This window comes from Paenibacillus sp. Dod16 (assembly GCF_049893405.1).
Lineage (GTDB): Bacteria > Bacillota > Bacilli > Paenibacillales > Paenibacillaceae > Paenibacillus_AQ.
In genome coordinates this window covers 48320-69633 of sequence record NZ_JBNDYG010000014.1, presented here as the reverse complement: position 1 = coordinate 69633, position 21314 = coordinate 48320, and the positions used below count along the sequence as shown (strand labels likewise).

The following is a 21314-nucleotide window of genomic DNA, read 5'->3' as shown; positions in this document are numbered from 1 at the left end:
AATTCTGACATCCATACTTGGAGAAAGGATGATTTCACGTGCCTAACATGACCGCTGATGCCAGAGCACAAGAATCGCTCCCTAGTGGAACCCGCCTTGCACAATGGAAATCTTTCTACCACCGTCTGAAGAAGAACAAAGCAGCCTTATTCGGGGGCTGTTTTCTCCTGTTGATGATTCTTATCGCGATTTTCGGCCCCCTGCTCACCCAGTATGATCCGACCAAAGTGGATTATTCTACGAAACTGCTAAAGCCGTCCTCTGCCCACTGGTTTGGTACGGACCACAACGGAAGAGATATTTTTACAAGGATTATCCATGGCATGCGTCTCACGCTCTCGGTCGGTTTTATCTCGGTCATCATCGGAGCAGCCTTTGGTGTCTTGCTCGGAATCGTCTCCGGCTATTACGGAGGTAAATGGGATGCGCTCATTATGAGAATTACCGATGTTATGCTGGCGTTCCCCGGCATTCTGCTGGCTTTGGCGGTTGTCAGCGTCCTTGGAAAAAATCTGTTCAACGTGATCATCGCCGTCAGCATCTTCTCGATCCCCACCTTTGCCAGAGTCGTGCGCGGCTCGACGCTGGCCGTCCGCAAGCTCGAATATATTGATGCCATGCGTTCGCTGGGCGCAAGCGATGGACGAATCATCTTCGGGCATATATTGCCGAATATCACATCCCCTATCATCGTGCAGGCTACGCTGCGGATTGCCGTCGCTATCCTGACCGCCAGCGGCCTGTCCTTCCTCGGTCTTGGCGCACAGCCGCCGACGCCGGAGTGGGGAGCGATGCTGAATGATGGGCGCAACTATATTATGGATCACCCCCATGTTGCCCTGTTCCCCGGTTTATCGATCGTGTTCGTTGTCATCGCGTTTAATCTGCTGGGCGACGGCTTGCGAGATGTTCTTGACCCGAAAATGAAAAAATAATGAAAGGAGCTGCCGGGCCATGCTCATCTATTCCATTCGAAGGCTGATTCAGACGATACCCGTTGTCATTGGCGTAACCATCGTTGTCTTCCTGCTGATGCATCTCATTCCGGGAGACGCGGCGCAGGTCATTATCGGGGAAGGGGCACCCAAGGAGCAGGTCGAGAAGATCCGCGAGAACCTGGGATTGAACGATCCGCTGCCGCTTCAGTATTGGAACTATGTCAGCGGCTTGCTGCAGGGGGATTTGGGAGATTCGATCCGCAGCAGCCGCCCCATCGCCGATGAAATATTCAAAAGCCGGTTCTGGATCACCGTCGAGCTTGCCGTGTACTCTACGATCCTGGCCGTATTCCTCGGCATTCTGGCCGGCATCATCTCCGCCGTCAAAAAAAGCTCGCCTGCCGATATTGGCGTCATGTTCATCGCCCTGTTCGGACTGTCGATGCCAAATTTCTGGCTGGGGCTGATGTTGATCCAATATTTTGCCGTCGATTTGGGCTGGTTCCGTCCCTCCGGCTGGGGCACGTGGTCGCAAACCGTCCTTCCCGTGATCACGCTCGGGACCGGCGGCGCCGCCATTATTGCCCGAATGACCCGGTCCAGCATGCTGGAGGTCATCGGCCAGGATTATATCCGAACCGCCCAAGCCAAGGGCGTCCGGGAGCGCGTCATCATCTACCGGCATGCCTTGAAAAACGCCATGATTCCCGTCATTACCGTCATCGGCCTGGAATTTGGCGGCCTGCTGGGCGGGGCGGTGCTGACCGAGTCCGTATTCGCCGTGAACGGCATGGGGCGCTACGTCATCGACTCGATCCGGGCAAGGGATTTTCCGGTCGTACAGGCAACCGTGCTGGTGCTCTCGATCATGTTCGTGCTCGTAAACCTGCTCGTGGACATCTCCTACCGCTACTTCAACAAACGCATAGATTTCGATTGATTGGCGATTTTCCATCTATCGCGGTTTGAGTGTAGACGGACACGGCAGGATTCACTATCTGGCGAAAACCGAGCTATTTTGCGGACTTATAACCCACTGATTACTGTAGTCAAGCCGTTTGGGGGCCCATACGGACACACGATCCGCTATTTACCGAAAACCATCCATTTGCGAGTCCATTCGGACACACGATCCGTTAATCGAACATTTGGGGCCTATCGGGACACACGACCTGGGAGCCCATTCGGACACACGATCCGCTAATCGAACATTTGGGGCCTATCAGGACACACGACCTGGGAGTCCATTCGGACACACGATCCGCTATTTGCCCATAATTGGGCCATTTTCGAATCCACGCGGACACACGATTCGTTAATGCATCCAAAATCACGGATTACTCCTGGAATTTCTCACAATAACGGATCTGGTGTCCTCAACCTGCTGCTAAAAGGCGAAGAATTAAGAAATAACGGAACCACGGTCCTCAACTACGCTAATGCAGCCATACTGAACCGTTTTAAGTCCATACACACCTTCGATATATAGAAGTTACGGGCCATTGCGGATCTTTAACCCACTAGTTACCTGAAATCGAGCCGTTGGGGGAGCCTTTTCGGACACACGATCTGCTATTTGCTGATAACCGACCCATTTTCGAGGCTATGCGGACATTTAACCCACTAATTACTGTAATCGAGCTGTTTAGGGGGCCTTTCGGACACACAATCCGCTATTTACCGAAAACCGATCCATTTGGAAGACCATCCGAACAGAGGATCCGTTAATGCACCTAAAATCACGGATTTAGCCCCCAATATCTTGCAATAGCGGATCTCATGTCCTCATACCTCCACTAAAGGGCAGAAAACAAAGGAATAGCGTAATCACAGTCCTCTAATAGCATCAAATATCGCTAATCCAGACCAATCGAGCTGTTGGTGAGTATCATACGGATGCATGATCGGCTATTTACCGAAAACCGATCCATTTGCGAGTCCACGGACACACGATCCGCTATTTTCCGAAAACCGATCCATTTGGAAGACCATCCGGACAGAGGATCTGTTAATGCACCCAAAATCACAAATTTAGCCTGTAATATCTTGCAATAGCGGATCTCATGTCCTCATACCTCCACTAAAAGGCAGAAAACAAAGAAATAGCGGAACTACAGTCCTCTAATAGCATCAAATATCGCTAATCCAGACCAATCGAGCTGTTGGTGAGTATCATACGGACACACGATCGGCTATTTACCGAAAACCGATCCATATGCGAGTCCACGGACACACGATCCGCTATTTTCCGAAAACCGATCCATTTGGGAGACCATCCGGACACACGATTTCCAAAGCCAATTGAAAGCGAAGGGAGCTTAGACAAGATGGAACAGCACGCATCAAGCTTGCTTACGATCAAGAACCTGCGAACCTCTTTTTTCACCGAACTGGGCGAAGTAAAAGCTGTGGATGATATCAGCCTAACCGTACGCAAGGGGAGGACGCTCGGGATCGTGGGCGAATCCGGTTCAGGAAAAAGCATATTGTCCCTGTCCATCCTGCGGCTAATCTTTCATCCGGGACGAATCGTCGGAGGCCAAATTCTATATAACGGTGTGGATCTGCTCGAACAATCGGACCGGCAAATGCGCAAAATAAGGGGCAATCAGATCTCAATGATCTTCCAGGAGCCGATGACATCGCTCAACCCGGTCTTCACCGTCGGCGATCAGATCGCGGAGGCCTACCAAATCCATGAGAATCTGAGCAAAAAACAAGCGATGGACAAAGCCGTTGAGATGTTGAAACTGGTCGGCATTCCCTCTCCGGAAAAAAGAGTCCGGCAATACCCCTTCCAGTTATCCGGCGGTATGCGCCAACGTGTCATGATTGCCATGGCGCTGGCATGCAATCCAGATCTGCTTATTGCAGACGAGCCGACCACGGCGCTGGACGTGACCATTCAGGCTCAAATTCTGGAGCTGATGAAAGAACTGCAGCGGAAGCTGCAGATGTCGATTATTTTTATCACGCATGATCTGGGCATCGTCGCGGAAACCTGCGATGAAGTAGCCGTCATGTACTGCGGAAAAGTCGTGGAATATACCGATGTACGGACCCTATTCAAACATCCGAAGCACCCCTACACCATTGGCCTGATGAACTCACTGCCACGGCATGATATCGATAAGGAAACGCTGGAGCCGATTAAAGGCTCGGTTCCAAGTCCCTATGACCCACAGGAAGGCTGCCGCTTCGCCCCCCGCTGCCCCCATGCAATCAAGCTGTGCTATGACAAACTGCCGGAGCTTCAGGCGCTGGAGGATAACCAGCAAGTCAGGTGTTGGAAATATACCGATCAATGGGAGCCGGAAAGCGAGGTGAACGTTCTGCCATGAGCAAAGAGCTGTTAACGGTAAAAAATCTCAAGCAGTATTTTCCGATCAAGGGCGGCGTCCTGGGCCGTACCGTCAACGTCGTAAAAGCCGTGGATGATATTTCGTTCTCCGTACGTGAGGGGGAAACTGTCAGTATCGTGGGCGAATCCGGCTGCGGCAAATCAACCACGGGCCGGGCTATCCTGAGGCTGGACGAACCGACCTCCGGCGAGGTGATGTTCGAAGGAAGCGATCTGCTCTCCCTAAACAAAGCCCAGATGAATCGAAGGCGTAAAGACTTGCAAATGATTTTTCAGGACCCCTATGCTTCGCTGAATCCCAGGAAAACAGCGCTGCAAGTGCTGGAAGAAGCGATGGACATTCAGAATGTTGTTCCAAAGAAGGACCGGCGGGGACGGGCCATCGAGCTTCTCGAAACGGTCGGCCTGGCCGCCTATCAAGCCAATCGGTACCCGCATGAATTCAGCGGCGGACAACGGCAGCGAATTGGGATCGCCCGCGCCTTGTCCGTGAATCCCAAGCTGATCATCAGCGATGAAGCGGTTTCTGCGCTTGACGTGTCCATCCAGGCACAGGTTCTCAATCTGATGAAGTCGCTGCAAACCGAATTCAAGCTGACCTATCTGTTTATCTCTCATGATCTCGGGGTTGTCCGGCATATTTCGGACCGGATTATTGTGATGTATCTGGGGAAAATCATGGAAATCGCGGATAAGCACTCCCTCTTCCGGCGCCCGCAGCATCCTTACACCCGCGCTCTGCTGTCGGCCATCCCGACACTGGATCCCGAGCGCAAGAAGGAACGCATCATTCTCAAGGGGGATGTCCCGTCCCCGATCAACCCGCCTTCCGGCTGCCGGTTTCATACCCGCTGCATGTATGCCACGGATCGCTGCCGATCCGAAGCTCCGTTGCTTCGAGAAGTCGATGCGCGCGGAGGCCATCAGGCGGCCTGCCACTATATCCAAGAGATCGCAGCCGGTGCGCTGGAGAAGGTGTAGCTTATACGCCGAACGGATAACGGCACCTCTCTATAAAAGAGAAAAAAGCGAGAGCCCAAGGTCTCGCTTTTTTTCTATTGCAAAAGTTTAGCCTGCTAACGGAAATCAAAGGATGATCTCCTACGAGAAAAGCAACCGAGCCTATAAACAGAATCGCGCAGCTCCAGAAGACTTTTATTGCAACCAAAAGTGACAGCCTCCCCTGATCGCTCGGGATATGCCGGAATGTACAGAAATTTGCCAGTAACACCGAAAAGCCCGGCAGCTTCCGCCGCCAGGCTAATTTATCAGCAATTCAGTTATTCACTTTCAACGGGCTACCGCCTCCACATTCACTATTTTGGAGTTTGGAGCTTACATTCTGTCGTTTTGTCCACCCTCAACCATAAATCGAACCATCACTGCAGGAGCTGCACGCTTTTCATTAGCAGCCCTTTACCTGGATCTCGCCGCGCCTGTAACATACAACGCAAAATCCTTCGCATGACGCCGCAGCTCTTCATCCGTCAGCTGCATGGCATTATGAACGGTAAATACCGGCAAGTACAACGCGCCCACCAGGCTCGCCGTCACTTCATAGGGCCGGGTTAGCTCTTCCACCGTGTAGCGGTTGTATCCTTCGCTGCCATAGGCTTCCGCGGCTCCGCCGGTCGTAACGGCTAGGCCCCACTCTTTTCCCTGGAGCTTGCCACCACCGGGACCATACGCCCATCCAAAGGTCAGCACCTCGTCGAACCAATGCTTCAGAAGGGGCGGAGAACTGTACCACCAAAAAGGGAATTGAAACACGAGGCGGTCATGCTGGAGCAGCAATTGATGTTCGGCCTCGATATCGATGTGTCCATCCGGATACCGCTGATAGAGGTCATGCACCGTCACCTCATGATGATGTATAACCGTTTCGATTAGTTCGCGATTGATCCTTGATCCCTCATGCAGACCCGGATGTGCAACGATTACCAGTGTTCTCATGTATGGTCCCACCTTTTTTTGTCTCGTATATGTATACAAAAGGTATCAAGCCCGGATAACACCCGAATATGAGAAAAGTCACAGGTAGCGTTATCGGTCTGTGATACTGTAGCAAGGAACATAGCGGGCGGAAAAAGTACGCCAAGGGAGGAGAATGAGGACGTGGCCCTTGTTATTCAAAATGTCAGACTGGCCCATCGCATCTATCGACTTACCGTTCAAGGCAGCTATTCGGCACGAATGGGACAGTTCTTCATGCTTCGCTGCTGGGATGCCTATCCCGTGCTATCACGACCGATCAGCATCCATAATCTGACGGAGGACTCCGTTTCCTTCTTATATCGCGTGCACGGAACTGGCACATGGCTGCTGTCAGCGCTTCAAGCGGGTGACAAGATTCAGCTGGAGGGGCCCTTCGGGCAAGGATTCCCTAAGCCGCAAGGCCGGACGGCACTGGTAGGAGGCGGCATTGGAGCAGCCCCGCTGCTGCTGGCTGCGAAGGAAATCCCTGAATCCAGCGTCTATCTGGGATATACCGGGGTGCCCTTCGCGGTCAACGGATTTCACGAAATCAGCCGCAATGTCACCGTCAAATCCGGCGGCACCATTGTAGATGCCGTGGACCCGAGCCGCTATGACACGATATTCGCATGCGGACCGGTTGCCATGATGCGCAGTCTGGCCCAAAAAGCGGAAGGTACCAATGCCAAGCTCCACGTCTCCATCGAGAAGCGAATGGGCTGCGGCATCGGGGCATGCAACAGCTGCACGTTAACCTCCGCTGGCTCAAGCCGCAAGGTATGCACCGATGGCCCCGTATTTCCGGCGAAGGAGGTGAACTGGAATGATCTCCATCGATTGTGAACTGGCGGGCGTACCGCTGGTGAACCCGATTTTGGCGGCATCGGGCACGTTTGGATTCGGCAAACCGTATGCGGATCTATATCCGCTTCGCAAGCTTGGAGGTATAATCTCCAAGGGATTGACCCTGACGCCACGATTCGGCAATTCAGGAACACGGCTTTATGAAACGCCATCCGGCATCATGAACAGCATTGGCCTTGAGAATCCGGGCATCCACGCTTTTCTGGAGCATGAATTATCCGAGATGACCTCGCACGGGACCGCAGTCATCGTCAATCTTGGCGGCGGCACCATACGGGAATACACGGAGGGCGCCGAGCTGCTTACCGAAGCCAGCCTCAAGTTACGGTCATCCGGCAAACGAGCCGTCGACATGATTGAGCTCAACATCTCCTGCCCCAACATCAAGGAAGGCGGGCTGGCCTTCGGCGTTGAGAATGAGCAGGCTCAAGAGGTGGTTCGCGCAGTCCGGAAAGCGACCACGCTGCCGCTGCTCGTCAAGCTCTCTCCCGGTGCAAGGGATTTGAAGGAAATGGCACGCATGTGTGAAGCCGAAGGCGCTGATGGTCTTTCGCTCATCAATACGATCCAAGCGATGGCGATTGATATTAGGGAACGGCGAAGCGTTTTTGACAGAGCCTACGCCGGATTGTCGGGACCGGCAATTAAGCCGATAGCGCTCCGCATGGTCCATCAGGTAGCACGGTCAGTATCCATCCCGGTTGTTGGAATCGGCGGAATCAGCAGCGCCGAGGACATCCTCGAATTCATCATGGCAGGTGCGTCAGCCGTACAGATTGGAACCTACAACTTCATTAACCTGCGCGCAGGCGATACCCTGGCCGAAGAATTGATGGAATTGATGGAAAGCGAAGGCATCCAATCGCTGGATGACATTCGAGGCATTATCTGACCCATGGTGCTTCATGTGCAATCGACGGGAATCAATCGAACATGAAGCACCGACACTGTTTGTGATTTTTTTCACCGATAACTATTCCTTTTAAGAATAAAATGAACTCAAGAACAATATTTGTGAAGTAATTCACAAAATTATAGGAGGAAACCAGAATGAAAAGGACACTCTCTCTATCCCTCTCTGTCATGTTGATGTTTGCGCTGCTCGTAGGCTGCGGAGGCAACGGAGACAAAGAGCCTGTCACTACGGACAAACCGGCGGAAAGCCAAAACACGGATACCACAACTAATGCGGAACAGCCTGCACAAGATGGAACCCTGCAGGACGGCTTATATTACGCTGAAGGCGAGTTTGCCGAAGACTCCGGCTGGAAGGAACTTGTTGCCATTAAGGTCGAAGGCGGCAAGATCGTCAGCGCCAACTGGAACGGACTTCATAAGGACGGCGGCTTGGACAAAAAGACATTTTCCGAAAAAGGCTTCTACGGCATGAAGGAAAAAGGCGGCGCTCAAGCGGAATGGCATGAACAGGCAGCCAAAATGGAGGAATACCTCGTGGCTCAGCAGTCGGTTGAAGGCTTGACCTTAAACGACGAAGGCCGCACGGATGCCGTATCCGGGGTATCGATCCATGTCAACGGATTTACCGAACTGGCAGCAAAAGCGCTGGCGGCGGGACCTGTTGAAGCAGGACCGTACAAAGACGGCAGCTATCACGCAGAAGGGGCTGATTTTGACGCTAAGTCCGGCTGGAAGGAAACCGTCGACGTTACCGTTATTAACGGCAAGATCGCCGCTGTCAGCTGGAACGGCATTCATAAAGACGGCGGTACCGATAAAGTTACCCGTTCCAAATCCGGTGAATACGGCATGAAGAACGGCGGAGCTCAATCCGAATGGCATGAACAGGCTTACCAAGCCGAGCAGTATTTGATTGAAAAACAAGATCCGCAAGCCATCGTAACGGCGGAAGACGGTAAAACCGATGCCATCTCCGGTGTGTCGATCCACGTCAACGGATTTGTAGAGCTGGCAACAAAAGCACTCGAAGGCGCCAAATAAGCACAAGAGCGATAGATAGAAGACAACTATTCCTTGAGGGGAGATTCGCATGAAACAGATTATCGTGCTGGGCGGCGGATATGGCGGTATACTTACCGCCAAGAAGCTGGCTAAACGACTGCGCAAACAGAAGGATTTGCGGATAACACTCATCGACCGCAAGCCGTATCATACACTGCTGACCGAGCTGCATGAAGTAGCCGCAAACCGGGTCGAGGAGGATTCCATCAAAATCGACCTGAAGAAAGTGTTTTCCGGGTTCCGCAATGTAGACGTAGTGCTGGATGAAATCGGCGGCATCGACTTTGACGGCCAAACACTCCGTGGAGAGAAACAAACCTATTCCTACGATTATCTGGTCATCGGAACAGGCAGCAAGCCAACCTTCTTCGGCATACCGGGCGCAGATCAACACGCCTTTACCTTATGGTCGTATGACGATGCGGTCCGTTTGAAAGAACACACCCTGAATATGTTCCGAAAAGCCGTGCTGGAGCGCGACCCGCAGGTCCGCAAAGAAATGCTGACCTTCGTCGTGGTCGGCGGCGGATTCACCGGGGTTGAAATGATCGGCGAGTTGGCCGAGTTCACGCAACAATTATGTAAGGAATTCTACGTGGATCCAAACGAAGTTACGCTGCACGTTGCCGACATGGTCGACAAGATCCTGCCGATCCTGCCCGAGCCATTGATCCGCAAAGCCGAGAAACGGCTGCGCAAAATGAACGTCAACATCATCACAGGCTCCAAGATTACGGAAGTGAAACCGGACGGTGTTACCGTCGGCGGCAGCGACATCAAATCCCGTACCGTGATCTGGACCGCAGGGGTGGAAGGCTCCGATGTAGTCAGCAATATGGATGTCGAGCAAAAAGGCCGCAAGCGCATTTTGACCAACGACAAGCTTCAAGTTCCTGCCCATCCGAACGTTTATGTCGTCGGGGACAATATTTTCTACATTCCTGAGGGCGCGGCTGCACCCGTACCTCAAATGGTAGAAAATGCGGAACTCGCAGCCCCGGTCATTGCGCATAACATCGTGGCTGAATTATCAAACAAACCGATGAAATCCTACAAACCGACGTTTCACGGCACGATGGTCTGTATCGGCAGCCGCTACGGAGTAGCTAACGTGGGGGTTCCGGGCCATATGTTCAGGCTCAGCGGCTTCCCGGCCATGCTGGTCAAACATCTGATCAACATGCTCTATCTGTTCCAGGTTTGCGGCTTCAACAAGGTGTATCACTACCTGCTGCATGAATTCTTCCATGTCCGGAACAATCGCAGCTTCGTGGGCGGGCATTTTGCCAAGCGCTCGCCGAATTTCTGGCTCGTTCCGCTGCGGATTTTTGCCGGATGGATGTGGCTCTCACAGGGATGGGATAAAATCCACAAGATTATCGATGATCCGGATAAAGTGTTCCTCATTCCTGCCAAAGCAGCCGACGGCGTAAGCGCAGCATCTGCTGCCGGTGCCGATGCTGCCGGGGCTGGAGCCGCAGACGCAGTGTCTGCCGCCTCTGCTTATACTGCCGAAGCGGTATCCGCCCTCCCGGTTCCGGATTTTATGAAATCCATTGTCGATTGGTCGATGGACCTGATGTTCTACACTGGCGACGGCGGCTATACCTCTCTTGCCTATGTGTTTCAGACCTCGATGGTACTGGCTGAGCTGATCGTCGGCATCCTGCTGATCGTCGGATTGTTCACGGCACCTGCAGCCGTAGCCAGCGTCGCCATGGGCGCCATGGTTTGGGTATCGGGGATGGCACCTAACGAAATGCTATGGTATCTGGCAGCAGGGATCGCCTTAATCGGCGGATCAGGCAGCACGTTCGGACTTGACTACTATGTGTATCCTTGGCTGAAGAAGGTATGGAAACGAATACCGATCGTAAGGCGATGGTACGTGTATACGGACTAATTCTTCTCTATTCAATAGAACGGGCTGATCGTATCACGCTTTGCCGTATCAAGCTCAAGCCCTAACCGTTCTGCTGGCATTCACACTCTTAATCAACACGAGCCTTCCGGAAGGAGTCAATAACGATGGATATGAAGCTATTACAGGATACGATCGACCTGCTTCGGTCGCATATCGATTCCGGAACGGATATCGATTGGATGGAGATGGATAACAGACCGGTGAGGGACATCGCCGATATGCTCAACGCTTATGAACTTGCCTATTCACGCAAAATGACGGTGCTGGCTTGCTGCATCCTGATTCATACTGCGCTAAACAAGCATGGCAAGCTGCAAGCGAAGGATAACGAGAAACTGACGCGCATGCTGCTGGACGGCGATTATTTGACCGGACTCATGTACCGGATTGCCGTCAAACGGAAGGAATGGAAGCTGCTGTCCCGGCTTCTCCCCCTCCATAAGCGCATGCAGCTGAAACTAATGAAGAACGTCTCACCCGAACTCCTGCTTAAAGAGCTGAAGCGTGAAATCCGCAGCTATCTGGAGCAGCGGAGTGCGTAAGGAGCTATCTGGGGAAAGGAGCGCTGGCACAGATGAACATTCATAACCAAATTGGAGTGGATCTCGCTTCCTTCGACCGCCTGCTCCGGGAGGTGGTCACCTCAGACCGTGACCTCACTCCTCCCTCCGTTGTGCTGAGCAGCGTCATGGATCTCATTAACGCTGGCGGCAAGCGGCTGCGCCCGCTTATGGTCGTGCTCGGCAGCCGTTTCGGAAAAAGCGGCCATGAGCGGGCCGTCATGAAAACCGCCGTACTGCTTGAATACTTACACATGGCCTCGCTGGTGCACGATGACATTATCGATCAATCCGATATGCGGCGCGGCATGCCGACCCTGCATGAAACGACGGATGTCCAGACGGCCGTGCACATCGGCAACTACATGATTGCCCGCGCCATCGAATGGGCCGCGGGTCATCCGAATGACGAGTCCGACAAGAGCAGTGAAGACATCTCCGAAGACGAGGCCTACCGATTAGCCGAGCTTGCGGCGTTGGTGACCGAGCTCTGTATGGGAGAATACGATCAGCTGCATCACCGCTTCGACTTCGGACTAACGATGGAGCAGTATTTGGAGAAAACACGCTGCAAAACCGCCCTGCTGATGGCCCAATGCCTGAAAGCGGGTGCGGAAGCAGCCCATGCGGATGCCGGAACCACTGAGCGGCTCTTTCAATTCGGGGAGTCGCTCGGCATGGCATTTCAAATCCGCGATGACCTGCTCGATTTCACGAAGCCCAAAGAGGCCATCGGCAAGCCGGCTGGCGCAGACCTGCGAAACGGCAACATTACGCTGCCGGTGCTATACGCCCTCAACGATCCAGCCCTTGCATCTGGAATCAGGCAGCTTGGCCCCCACTCTGCGGAGGCTGACATGGACGAGGTCATCCAGCGTATCGCCGCAAGCGGCGCCATTAAGCAAACCGAGGAGCTTGCCCGATCGTATGCGGAACAGGCTCAGCGGATGATCGGCGACTTCGCGGATCACCCCGCTCAGCGTGATTTGCAGGCATTACTCCATTATTTCCTGCCCTAAAGACAGACATGAAGCCATATACTCCAAACGAACAGGGATACATCCGTCACGGATGCATCCCTGTTCGATATGAAAGGATGTTTTAGAAACATGAATCGCACACGAATCTGGCGGTGGCGAATTGCGCTGGCGGCCTTCCTGCTCCTGCTTGGTGCGGGGGGCTTCTTGCTGTTCAAGACATCTCCACTCGAAGAACAGAGGACCGGTGACACGCAAGTGAGCTCCATCGCCATCTTTGCGCTCAAGGGCTGCGGCGGCTGTTCCAAAGCACTGGGTGTCATGGAGCAGATGGAAGCAACCTCGCCAGCCTACCGTTACCAGTATTTCAGCATTTCGGAGGATACGGAAGCCGTTAACCGGTACGGCATTACGGAGCACCCGACCATCCTGTTCCTGAACGCTCAGGATGAAGAACTCGGGAGACTGACCGAGGACATATCAAGCGACAGGATCTTGCTCGAACTGGAAGATCTCGCTGAGAACGGTGCACGTCCGCCCAAGGGGACGATTCTTTCCGCCATCCCCAGCACGATGCCCAGCGTAACCCTCCATGCCTTTGACCCGTTTTCCGGTTTATTCACGCCCGTATCCCAATACGTGCAGACAGATACCTCCGTCCGCTATCCCAAGGTCAGTGCCATGACGATGCTGACCCAGCTGGGAGATCTGTTGCCACCTGAACTTGAAAGCGCCATCCCTGATGGCGTAACCTTCGTGGAAATCCGAACCGAGCACGGGGTGACCGTGGTAGAGCTGTCCCCATCGTTTCGTTCCTTTACCGGCTCTAAGGAGGGAGAACGGGCGGAAGAAGCCATCGCGCTTACGCTGCAAACCTTTGAAGGCGTGAGCGGCGTTCAAGTAGTAAGCGGGGCGTATCGCAGCGACATCCTCTATGCGGAAGCTCTTGCTGGCCGTTCCGACGGAAAAACCGACTACCTGCTGCATCCCGATACGCCTCTTCCGCATATGTCCAGCGTGAAGGAATACAATGCAGCCATCCTCCATGCCAGCCACTTGGCCTTCATGCCCTGCTTCTGCGGATGCGGCGATGCTGGCCATAGGAGCAACCTCAATTGCTACTATGCTCAAGAGGAAGACGGCAGACTCACGCCAACCACGCACGCGAAATTCTGCCAAACCTGCCTGGACATCACGAACATGTACCTGGACGGCAGGCAGCAGGGGCTGAGCCTGAAGGAAATCCGGCAGTCCGTGGACCGGGCCTACGAGGGGATCGAGCCGACGGATACGCCGATGCCAATGAATGATTAGGTATGACAAAAACACCGTTCCGTAAAGGATCGGTGTTTATTATAGAGTTGCGTTCTCTACAAGCTGTGTTATAAAAATCACAAAAAAGAAGGATCAATTACCCAGTTCACTGATGTATTTGCCATATTATACCTTTACGGCATGTATGAGTGTAATCTATGATTTGACTGGGTATATCATCCATCGACGGTATACATCAGAAATTAAAAATCGGCAGATTAGAGGAGACGTATTACAACGTGATCAGAAAATACCTAAGCTTTCTTACACTAGCATTGCTGTTTCTTATGTTCACCCATAAGGAGACCGAAGCTTCGAACCAGAAAGTCAGCTTGACCCTCCCTAACGGGGCCACCTACTACGGAGAAGTGAAGAACAATAAACCCCACGGAAAAGGCACCATGAATTGGGGACCCTCCAAAGTATACAGCGGCGATTGGCACAATGGACAAAGATCCGGCACAGGCAAATACATATCGGACATGCTTCCTAAGGATATGAAAGTCGTATATGAAGGTGAATGGCGAAACGATCGTCCCCATGGAACCGGAATTCGCAGGGAGAGCAATCCCGAGCTTGCATTCCAAAGGATCTCGAAGGGCCTCTTCAAGGACCATGACTTGATTTCAGGACATGCCATCACGCAATCGATCGATAGCATTTGGTTTGAATATCTGAATGGAAGCACCTTTTTGCAATTTTCCGTATCGGATCGCGAACAAGCAGATAAACTGATCCATTCCAAGTTGGCTCGCGGCCGCATTCAAGTCCTGAATTATTACAAAAGGGAAAAGTCCAAGCCTGACTACAAAGGGTTCGAATATGCAAGAGGCATGGAGGATTACGGGAGTTCCCTCAGCGAAGGCGTATATCGAACGGGCGACTATGAGGTGATGGAGCTCCATACCGGAGTGAGCCAGCGTTTCGAGGATGAAGAGCACTATAGAATAGAGAATTATAAGAACGGGAGACTCGTTTCCGCAAGAGACATGCGGGAGAATGGGCGGTTTGCCGGGATCGTTCAAGGGAAAATCAATAACAATAAACATGTCTTGCAGCCCTATCTGGGTGAATTCTCAAAACTATTAAAAGCCATTGGAAACGACCCAGAGCCGATAAGCTGCAGCAATTCACCCACGAGTGTTTGTGAAGCCTTCCCTATAAAATTCGAGTAACAGCTTAATTGGGAAGAGACACAGCTGATCACCATGATCGGCTGCTTTTTGTAACGTGCAAAGGTTGTTACACCGCATTCCTGAAGGACTGCGGTTTTCATTTCCCTCAAGCCCAAACTACAGCAGCGCGGCCGCGGCCACGGGCAGCAGGAACAATGCGACAAACAGCGTGTCGGCCCGCTTCCATACAAATGCCCTGAACCTGCTTCGCCGAGCACCCAGCCGGTAGCCTCTGGCTTCCATGGAATCGGCAAGCCCGATGGCGCGCCGGAACGCGCCTGTCGTTACAGGCACCATCAGGGCAATGATCAGCCGTGCCTTCTCCCTCAGCGGCCGCGACGACAGGTCAAGTCCCCTGGACTGCTGTGCCTTCCACAGCCGCTCCGCTTCCTCGAAGATGGTCGGAATGAACCGGAGGGCAATGCCGAGCATTAGCACCAGCCGATCGGTCGGCACGCCGATATAGGTCAGGGGCCGCAGGAGGCTGCCAAGACCCTGGGCCAGCTGCTCCGGCTGGGTCGTGAAGGTCAGCACCGCCGCCAACATGATGAAGAGCGCCATCCGGGAGGCGGACACGATACCTTTTTCCAATCCGCCTGCATACACCTTGAACGCGCCCATATCCAGAAGCTTCCCGCCTCCCGCATCATATACAATGTGAAATACCAGGATAAACAACAGCAGGAACATCAGCGGCTTCATCGCTCTGATGAAATAGCGGTACGGGATACCCGTAGCTCGGATCACCGCCGCAGTGAACAGCAGCAGCGCGAGCACCCCCATATATCCGTCTACCAGGAACACGGCCACCATAAAGAGCGGCATGGCAGCCGTTTTGGCACGCGGATCCAGGCGGTGAACCCATGAATCGCCTTCCATATATCGGCCCAGGATGATTTTTCGTTTCATCCATGCTTCCTCCTTTCGCCTCTGCTTCGCTCTGCCCTACATTTCAAGCTGCCCTGCGTACYAGTCCGCCAGCGCAGCCGCATCCGGTTGCATCTCCGGAGGCTGTACTCCAAGCTGCGATGCCAGCTTGCCCGCCATCCGCACAGACGACGGAGCCATCAATCCCGCCTGCTCCAGCACCTCCTGCCGGTGTACCAGTTCCTTGGCCGTTCCTTGAAATACGACTCGGCCATCTTTAATGACAACAAATTCGTCCGCATAGGCCGCGACTTCCTCTAACCGGTGGGAGACGATGAGAACCGTCTTGCCCTGGGTCCTCGTTAATCCATGCAGCCGTTCCAGCAAATCCTCGCGGCTGGCAGGATCAAGGGAGGCGGTAGGCTCATCCAAAGCCAAAATGTCGGGGTCAGCCGCCAGTATGGCAGCTACGGCCGCTTTTCGCATCTGACCCGAGCTTAACTTGAAGGGACTCTGTGCCAGCAGCTCCTCGTCCAATCCGACGAAGGATGCCGCTCTGTGGACCGCCTCGGCAGCTTCGGCTGGGCTCCGACCGAAATTAAGCGGCCCGAACAGCAAATCCTTCTCCACCGTTTCTTCAAACAGCTGCTGTTCCGGGTATTGAAAAACAAGGCCAACGCGCTGCCGCAGACCGGCAGGGACCTTCTTGCTGTCACCCGGTTCAAGGCGGAAATCCAATATGCGAATCAAGCCCTCATCAGCCCGTATCAATCCGTTCATATGCTGGAGAAGCGTTGATTTTCCCGAACCCGGCGCACCGAGAACGGCAATCATTCTGCCTTCCTCCAGCTCCAGATGAAGGCCGTCGAGTCCAAGAATCGGGCTCATCCCCCGGTCCCGGTAGCGGTAAGAAACCTCTTCGAATGATATGACCATAACGCCTCCAGCACCTCCTTCTCCCTAACCAGCTCGCCGATATCAATCCCCCGCGCTTTGAGCTCCCTGCACAGCTGGAGGGCAAAAGGCACTTTTAGCCTGCAACGCTGGAGCAGCTCTTCCTGCAGCAGCAGCTCCCTTGGACTTCCATCCGCCGTCACCATTCCGCCATCCAGCACGATCATTCGATCTGCTTCGGCCATCTCCTCTACGTCATGGGTGATGGAGATGATGGTGTATCGGCCTTCGGCATGCATGGTTCGCATGAAATCCAGCAGCTCATGCTTAGCCTTCTCATCCAGCATGGAAGCTGCCTCGTCCAAGACAATGATAGAAGGCTCCATGGCCAGCACGGCAGCAATAGCAGCGCGCTGCTTCTGTCCGCCGGACAGGGTTGCCGGATGCCGGTCTAACAGATGGACAATGTCCAGCCGCTCCGCGTACATCCGAATCCGCCGCAGCATCTCTTCCCGGCTCAAGCACAGATTCTCCAAACCGAACGCAATGTCATCCTCTACGGTCAGGCCGACAAACTGATCATCGGGATTGGCAAACACCATGCCTATATGCCGGCGAATCTCCCCCAGCGTACAGCCGTTCTGTTCTATGCCATCGATAAGGATGCGCCCCCGGCTCATGAGGAGCAAACCGTTTAACAGCCGAATCAGCGTAGACTTGCCTGCCCCGTTCTTTCCGGCGATGCATACCCACTGCCCATGGGGAATCGTCAGCGAAACGTCCTTGAGCACGTTCGTGCAGCCCTGTCCGTAATATACATGCTTGAGCTTTACTGCATGCTCTGACTTATCCATTGTGCCCATGCCTAACGCCTCCTCCTTAGGTCTCCGTATGAAACATGCCAAACGGATCGATACGTCGCAGGGATTCGATCAGATGTTTTGCAGCCCATCCCACAAAGATCCCTGTCACGACCCCCGCCCCGAGCAGAAATGGCAGGTAATAATAAATTTTGGTTGTTCCCAATACCAGCGAGGCTGCCGTTAATTGCCCAATATTATGAGCAATGCCGCCTGCGATACTCACGCCCGTTAAGCTGAAATTATGGCCCCCGAGCCTAAGCATGACATACATCACCAGATAACTTGCCAGCGCGCCAAACATACTGAACAGGAAGGTCGAGAAGCTTCCGAGTATAAAAGCCGTCAGCAGTGTTTTTAAAACAATAAGCCATAGGGCATCCCTGCCCCCCAGGCAAACTAAACAGGTCAGCACCAAAATATTGCCAAGTCCCAGCTTGGCACCGGGTATCGTGACCGCGAATGGAATCAGAGCTTCCACAATGCCAAGCACCACCGATAAGGAGGCGCAGATGGCAATCACGACCAGCTTGCGGAGAGCATAGGGATCAGGAGACAACGGCATCCGGCTCACTTCCTTCATCTTGATCTCCGGTCACTTCGACGAACACGCGATTAGGCAAACATACGATGGTGTCATGAATGTCGTGAACGTGGCCGAACCCCACGCAGAGCTGATCCGGACAATCCGACTCCACCATCTCGATACCCTCGCGGGAGACCCGCAAGAGGTTATATCCTCGCTCTGTCCGGATCTCTATATCTCGAGGCTCTTCCGTAAGCGCCACCGTATCATAATGCTTTCCATTCACCTCGATCATGGCATAGGTTCCCTCCGCCGCTCCGTCTTCTCCCATAAACTTGGATATTCCAAACCAGGCGACAACCGCAATCAGCACGAGCGCTATTCCAATATCTCCGCGTTTCATCAGCATCTCTCCACTTCGCTTTGCTTATCTTCATTATCAGGGCTGCACCAAGTGCCAGAAATGATTTTTCTCACATTCAGCAAGGTACGGGTCTGATACGCTGGGATCATCGGAAGTCGATTTAGAACAGCACCAGAACTGAAAAGAGGAGGCACTGTCATGTATAGGAAGCTTCTTTCCTACAGCAGCCTGTTGATCATGCTCACCCTGTTGATGACGGGATCGATTGGCTGCACAACCACAGCAGATCAGAAGGTAGCCGCCAGTAACGAGCCGGCAACCGAACGTTACTTTATATTCGATACCATTGTAAGTCTCCGCGTTTACGATGAACGGATGACGTCCCAGTATTTCGATGAGGTAGGCGCACTGCTGGAGCGTATCGACCAACGCATGAACCGGCAGCTGGCGGGCAGCGAGATCGATCGGGTCAATCAAGCGGCGGGGAAATCCGAAGTGAGCGTATCCGAGGAAACCTTCAAGGTTGTCCAAACCGCCATCGATTACGCAGCGGCTTCAGGTGGACATTTCGAACCGACCATAGGTCCGCTTGTAGACCTCTGGGGCATTGGCGGTGAACACCCCGCTGTGCCGGAAGAGGATGAACTGGATGCTGCCATGCAGCGAATGAACTATAAGGATGTCATTTTAAATCCGGCATCCCATGCCATCCTGCTGAAGAAAGAAGGAATGTCGCTGGATCTGGGGGCCATCGCCAAAGGGTATGCGGCGGACGTCATCGCAGATTATTTGCAGCAGCAGGATTTCCATTCAGCCATCATCGACCTTGGGGGTAACATCCTTGCCATGGGATCGAAACCGAACGGTTCGCCGTGGAATATCGGCATCCAGGATCCTGGTAAAGATCGCGGGCAATCCCTGGGTACGCTTGAAGTCATCAATAAGACCATCGTGACCTCCGGCGTGTACGAGCGTTTCTTTGAAGCAGAGGGAAAAGTGTATCATCATATCCTGAGCCCTTTCACCGGTTATCCGGTCGATAATGACCTGCTCAGCGTTACCATTGTGACCGACACATCCATGGACGCTGACGCCATGTCGACCTCCGTCTTCTCGCTTGGACTATCGGAAGGGCGGAAACTGGTGGAGAGCCGCGGTGATGCCGAGGCTATTTTCGTCACCACCGATCATCAAATCTATCTCACCTCAGGTCTGACCCAAACATTTGAACTGACCAATGGCGATTACCAGCTTGCCGAATAAACTTATGGAAGGAGAAGATGGTATGAAACAGAATCGTGCTGTAAGATCCGATGCATGGGATGGAGGGCTGTTTCCAGCAGGCACTTCCTCCGTCTATTCACAACCGCATCTCGCTCTGATCCGGGAATTGGCCGAGCCTGTCCGTTTGTTTGCAGGTGATTATCTATACCAGGAGAATGATCCTGCAGACCGGCTGTACTTTGTAAATCGTGGAAGCCTGAAGGTATCCAAGCTGCTGGAAGACGGATCGTCGGCCACCTTATCGCTTCACATTCCCGGCGATCTGTTTGGTGAACCCGATCCGTTCGGACGAGCCGTTCATCAATTCGAATCCAAAGCCTTGGAGGATAGTGAAGTCGGAATTGTGCCGCAGGCCGAACTGGATAAAGTCATCCGGACCAACGGTGACTTTGCCGTGGAGTATATGGGCTGGATGGCACTCATGCAGCGCACCGCGCAAAGCAAATTACGCGACCTGCTGCTGCATGGTAAATCCGGCGCCCTGTGCTCTCTGCTCCTGCGGCTGTACAATATGTACGGGGCGAGCGGGACAAACAAGGAAACACGAGCCATCATCGGCAAGCGGATTACGAATCTGGAAATGGCGGAGATGATTGGTTCTACCCGTGAAAGCGTTAACCGGATATTGAACGAGCTCAAGGATCTTGGCGTCATTTCTACCGAACGGGGACGCATCGTTCTCAATGATCCCGACTATTTAAGGAATATTTGCCACTGTGAGGACTGTCCCCGAGCGATTTGCCGAATGTAACTGACAAATGAGAAGAAACCTCTCACGAAGAAACGAAAGGCGCATAAGCATCCCTTTTCATCGGAGAGGTTTCATATTTCATGCGTTCATTCCGCGGTTCATTTTTTCAGCTTCTAGGTTACAGGCATTCTAACCGCTTTTTCAAAAAGCCATGTAGATAGCTGATCAAAAACCTCCTTTTCCCTATCAACCATCTTATACATTTTCTTTCCTCCCCTTAAAACATAGCCCCCTTGATTCATATCCAAAAAATAATCATTCATTTCTCCGTCACGATCACGGTAAAAAATAATGAATGCAAACGTAGGACCCCCATCATTTCTTATGTTTCTGCTGAAAAACGATCTCGGCGATCTCGTATACGAAACGGAATCTAAAATGCTCATTAATTGGTCGAGCTCTTCATTTTTGTCTTCGAATTCGATAAGGTAAGGTGTCATGTTAGTTCCTTTCAGGTAAAGAAAAGAGATCTTTTCTATTTTAGTAGAATGGGCAATGACGCTTTTAGAAGGCAATCGAACAGAATAATAGATAATCACTATAGTAACTGTTAAGAGCACCACTGCCATTGCCATTATGATTTTCCTTACTCTTGGAATAAAATCACTCCTCTCTTTCGTTTCCCATTCGTTTCATTCATTAATCTAAACGCTTGATCTAATGAGTGGGTTACAAAAGGTACCGGGAATCCCTGACACCCC

The 21314-nt window shown here is 52.8% G+C and carries 21 protein-coding genes; 14 read left to right on the top strand and 7 right to left on the bottom strand.

Annotated features, from left to right (window positions below; genetic code table 11):
- Positions 1–38 precede the first annotated feature (38 nt).
- From nikC to ACPV3A_RS12775, 4 genes are all read left to right on the top strand, one after another.
- Positions 39–935 (top strand): nickel transporter permease, encoded by an 897-nt coding sequence (nikC, locus tag ACPV3A_RS12790; protein WP_426199864.1) that lies wholly within the window; start codon positions 39–41, stop codon positions 933–935.
- A 19-nt stretch (positions 936–954) separates the two neighbouring features.
- Entirely contained in the window at positions 955–1878 is a 924-nt protein-coding gene (locus ACPV3A_RS12785; protein ID WP_012818632.1) for an ABC transporter permease, read from the top strand.
- A 1387-nt stretch (positions 1879–3265) separates the two neighbouring features.
- Positions 3266–4279, top strand: a complete 1014-nt coding sequence (locus ACPV3A_RS12780) for an ABC transporter ATP-binding protein (protein ID WP_426199863.1) — start codon at positions 3266–3268, stop codon at positions 4277–4279.
- Positions 4276–5280, top strand: coding sequence for an ABC transporter ATP-binding protein (locus ACPV3A_RS12775; RefSeq protein WP_426199862.1), 1005 nt, complete (start codon positions 4276–4278; stop codon positions 5278–5280). Before ACPV3A_RS12780 ends, ACPV3A_RS12775 begins: the two co-directional genes overlap by 4 nt.
- 435 nt (positions 5281–5715) lie before the next feature.
- On the opposite strand, the gene ACPV3A_RS12770 is transcribed toward ACPV3A_RS12775, so the two are convergent.
- Positions 5716–6252 carry an NAD(P)H-dependent oxidoreductase gene (locus tag ACPV3A_RS12770; protein WP_426199861.1) on the bottom strand — a complete coding sequence of 179 codons (537 nt, stop codon included), beginning with the start codon at positions 6250–6252 and terminating at the stop codon, positions 5716–5718.
- A gap of 162 nt (positions 6253–6414) precedes the next feature.
- On the opposite strand from ACPV3A_RS12770, the gene ACPV3A_RS12765 reads away from it, so the two are divergent.
- The 8 genes from ACPV3A_RS12765 (at position 6415) to ACPV3A_RS12730 (ending at position 15067) form a co-directional block, all read left to right on the top strand.
- Positions 6415–7116 (top strand): dihydroorotate dehydrogenase electron transfer subunit, encoded by a 702-nt coding sequence (locus ACPV3A_RS12765; RefSeq protein WP_194540580.1) that lies wholly within the window; start codon positions 6415–6417, stop codon positions 7114–7116.
- On the top strand, positions 7097–8029 hold the full coding sequence (locus ACPV3A_RS12760) for a dihydroorotate dehydrogenase (protein ID WP_426199860.1): 933 nt from the start codon (positions 7097–7099) through the stop codon (positions 8027–8029). Before ACPV3A_RS12765 ends, ACPV3A_RS12760 begins: the two co-directional genes overlap by 20 nt.
- Positions 8030–8187: 158 nt before the next feature.
- On the top strand, positions 8188–9096 hold the full coding sequence (locus tag ACPV3A_RS12755) for an FMN-binding protein (protein WP_194540578.1): 909 nt from the start codon (positions 8188–8190) through the stop codon (positions 9094–9096).
- Between the two features lie 49 nt (positions 9097–9145).
- The gene (locus ACPV3A_RS12750) at positions 9146–11020 is read left to right on the top strand and encodes an FAD-dependent oxidoreductase (RefSeq protein ID WP_426199859.1); all 1875 of its coding nucleotides are present in this window, start codon (positions 9146–9148) and stop codon (positions 11018–11020) included.
- A gap of 125 nt (positions 11021–11145) precedes the next feature.
- Entirely contained in the window at positions 11146–11583 is a 438-nt protein-coding gene (locus tag ACPV3A_RS12745) for a hypothetical protein (RefSeq protein ID WP_426199858.1), read from the top strand.
- Between the two features lie 32 nt (positions 11584–11615).
- Positions 11616–12620, top strand: a complete 1005-nt coding sequence (locus ACPV3A_RS12740; protein ID WP_426199857.1) for a polyprenyl synthetase family protein — start codon at positions 11616–11618, stop codon at positions 12618–12620.
- A gap of 90 nt (positions 12621–12710) precedes the next feature.
- Positions 12711–13892, top strand: coding sequence for a PCYCGC motif-containing (lipo)protein (locus ACPV3A_RS12735; protein ID WP_426199856.1), 1182 nt, complete (start codon positions 12711–12713; stop codon positions 13890–13892).
- Positions 13893–14131: 239 nt separating this feature from the next.
- On the top strand, positions 14132–15067 hold the full coding sequence (locus ACPV3A_RS12730) for a hypothetical protein (RefSeq protein WP_426199855.1): 936 nt from the start codon (positions 14132–14134) through the stop codon (positions 15065–15067).
- Between the two features lie 117 nt (positions 15068–15184).
- On the opposite strand, the gene ACPV3A_RS12725 is transcribed toward ACPV3A_RS12730, so the two are convergent.
- The 5 genes from ACPV3A_RS12725 to ACPV3A_RS12705 are packed head-to-tail and all read right to left on the bottom strand — an operon-like array spanning position 15185 to position 18617.
- Positions 15185–15976, bottom strand: a complete 792-nt coding sequence (locus ACPV3A_RS12725; RefSeq protein WP_426199854.1) for an energy-coupling factor transporter transmembrane component T family protein — start codon at positions 15974–15976, stop codon at positions 15185–15187.
- 36 nt (positions 15977–16012) lie between these two features.
- A complete protein-coding gene (locus ACPV3A_RS12720; RefSeq protein WP_426199853.1) occupies positions 16013–16870 on the bottom strand; it encodes an ATP-binding cassette domain-containing protein in 858 nt (285 codons plus the stop codon).
- A complete protein-coding gene (locus ACPV3A_RS12715; protein WP_426199852.1) occupies positions 16819–17691 on the bottom strand; it encodes an energy-coupling factor transporter ATPase in 873 nt (290 codons plus the stop codon). Before ACPV3A_RS12715 ends, ACPV3A_RS12720 begins: the two co-directional genes overlap by 52 nt.
- A 16-nt stretch (positions 17692–17707) precedes the next feature.
- Positions 17708–18253, bottom strand: coding sequence for a Gx transporter family protein (locus tag ACPV3A_RS12710; RefSeq protein WP_100539806.1), 546 nt, complete (start codon positions 18251–18253; stop codon positions 17708–17710).
- Positions 18237–18617 (bottom strand): NusG domain II-containing protein, encoded by a 381-nt coding sequence (locus ACPV3A_RS12705; protein ID WP_260066733.1) that lies wholly within the window; start codon positions 18615–18617, stop codon positions 18237–18239. Before ACPV3A_RS12705 ends, ACPV3A_RS12710 begins: the two co-directional genes overlap by 17 nt.
- Before the next feature lie 159 nt (positions 18618–18776).
- Here ACPV3A_RS12705 and ACPV3A_RS12700 point away from each other — a divergent pair, with 159 nt between their 5' ends.
- Both ACPV3A_RS12700 and ACPV3A_RS12695 read left to right on the top strand, forming a co-directional pair.
- Positions 18777–19841 (top strand): FAD:protein FMN transferase, encoded by a 1065-nt coding sequence (locus ACPV3A_RS12700; RefSeq protein WP_426199851.1) that lies wholly within the window; start codon positions 18777–18779, stop codon positions 19839–19841.
- 22 nt (positions 19842–19863) lie between these two features.
- Positions 19864–20613, top strand: a complete 750-nt coding sequence (locus tag ACPV3A_RS12695) for a Crp/Fnr family transcriptional regulator (protein WP_426199850.1) — start codon at positions 19864–19866, stop codon at positions 20611–20613.
- Between the two features lie 113 nt (positions 20614–20726).
- On the opposite strand, the gene ACPV3A_RS12690 is transcribed toward ACPV3A_RS12695, so the two are convergent.
- Positions 20727–21188 (bottom strand): hypothetical protein, encoded by a 462-nt coding sequence (locus tag ACPV3A_RS12690; RefSeq protein ID WP_426199849.1) that lies wholly within the window; start codon positions 21186–21188, stop codon positions 20727–20729.
- Between the last annotated feature and the right edge of the window lie 126 nt (positions 21189–21314).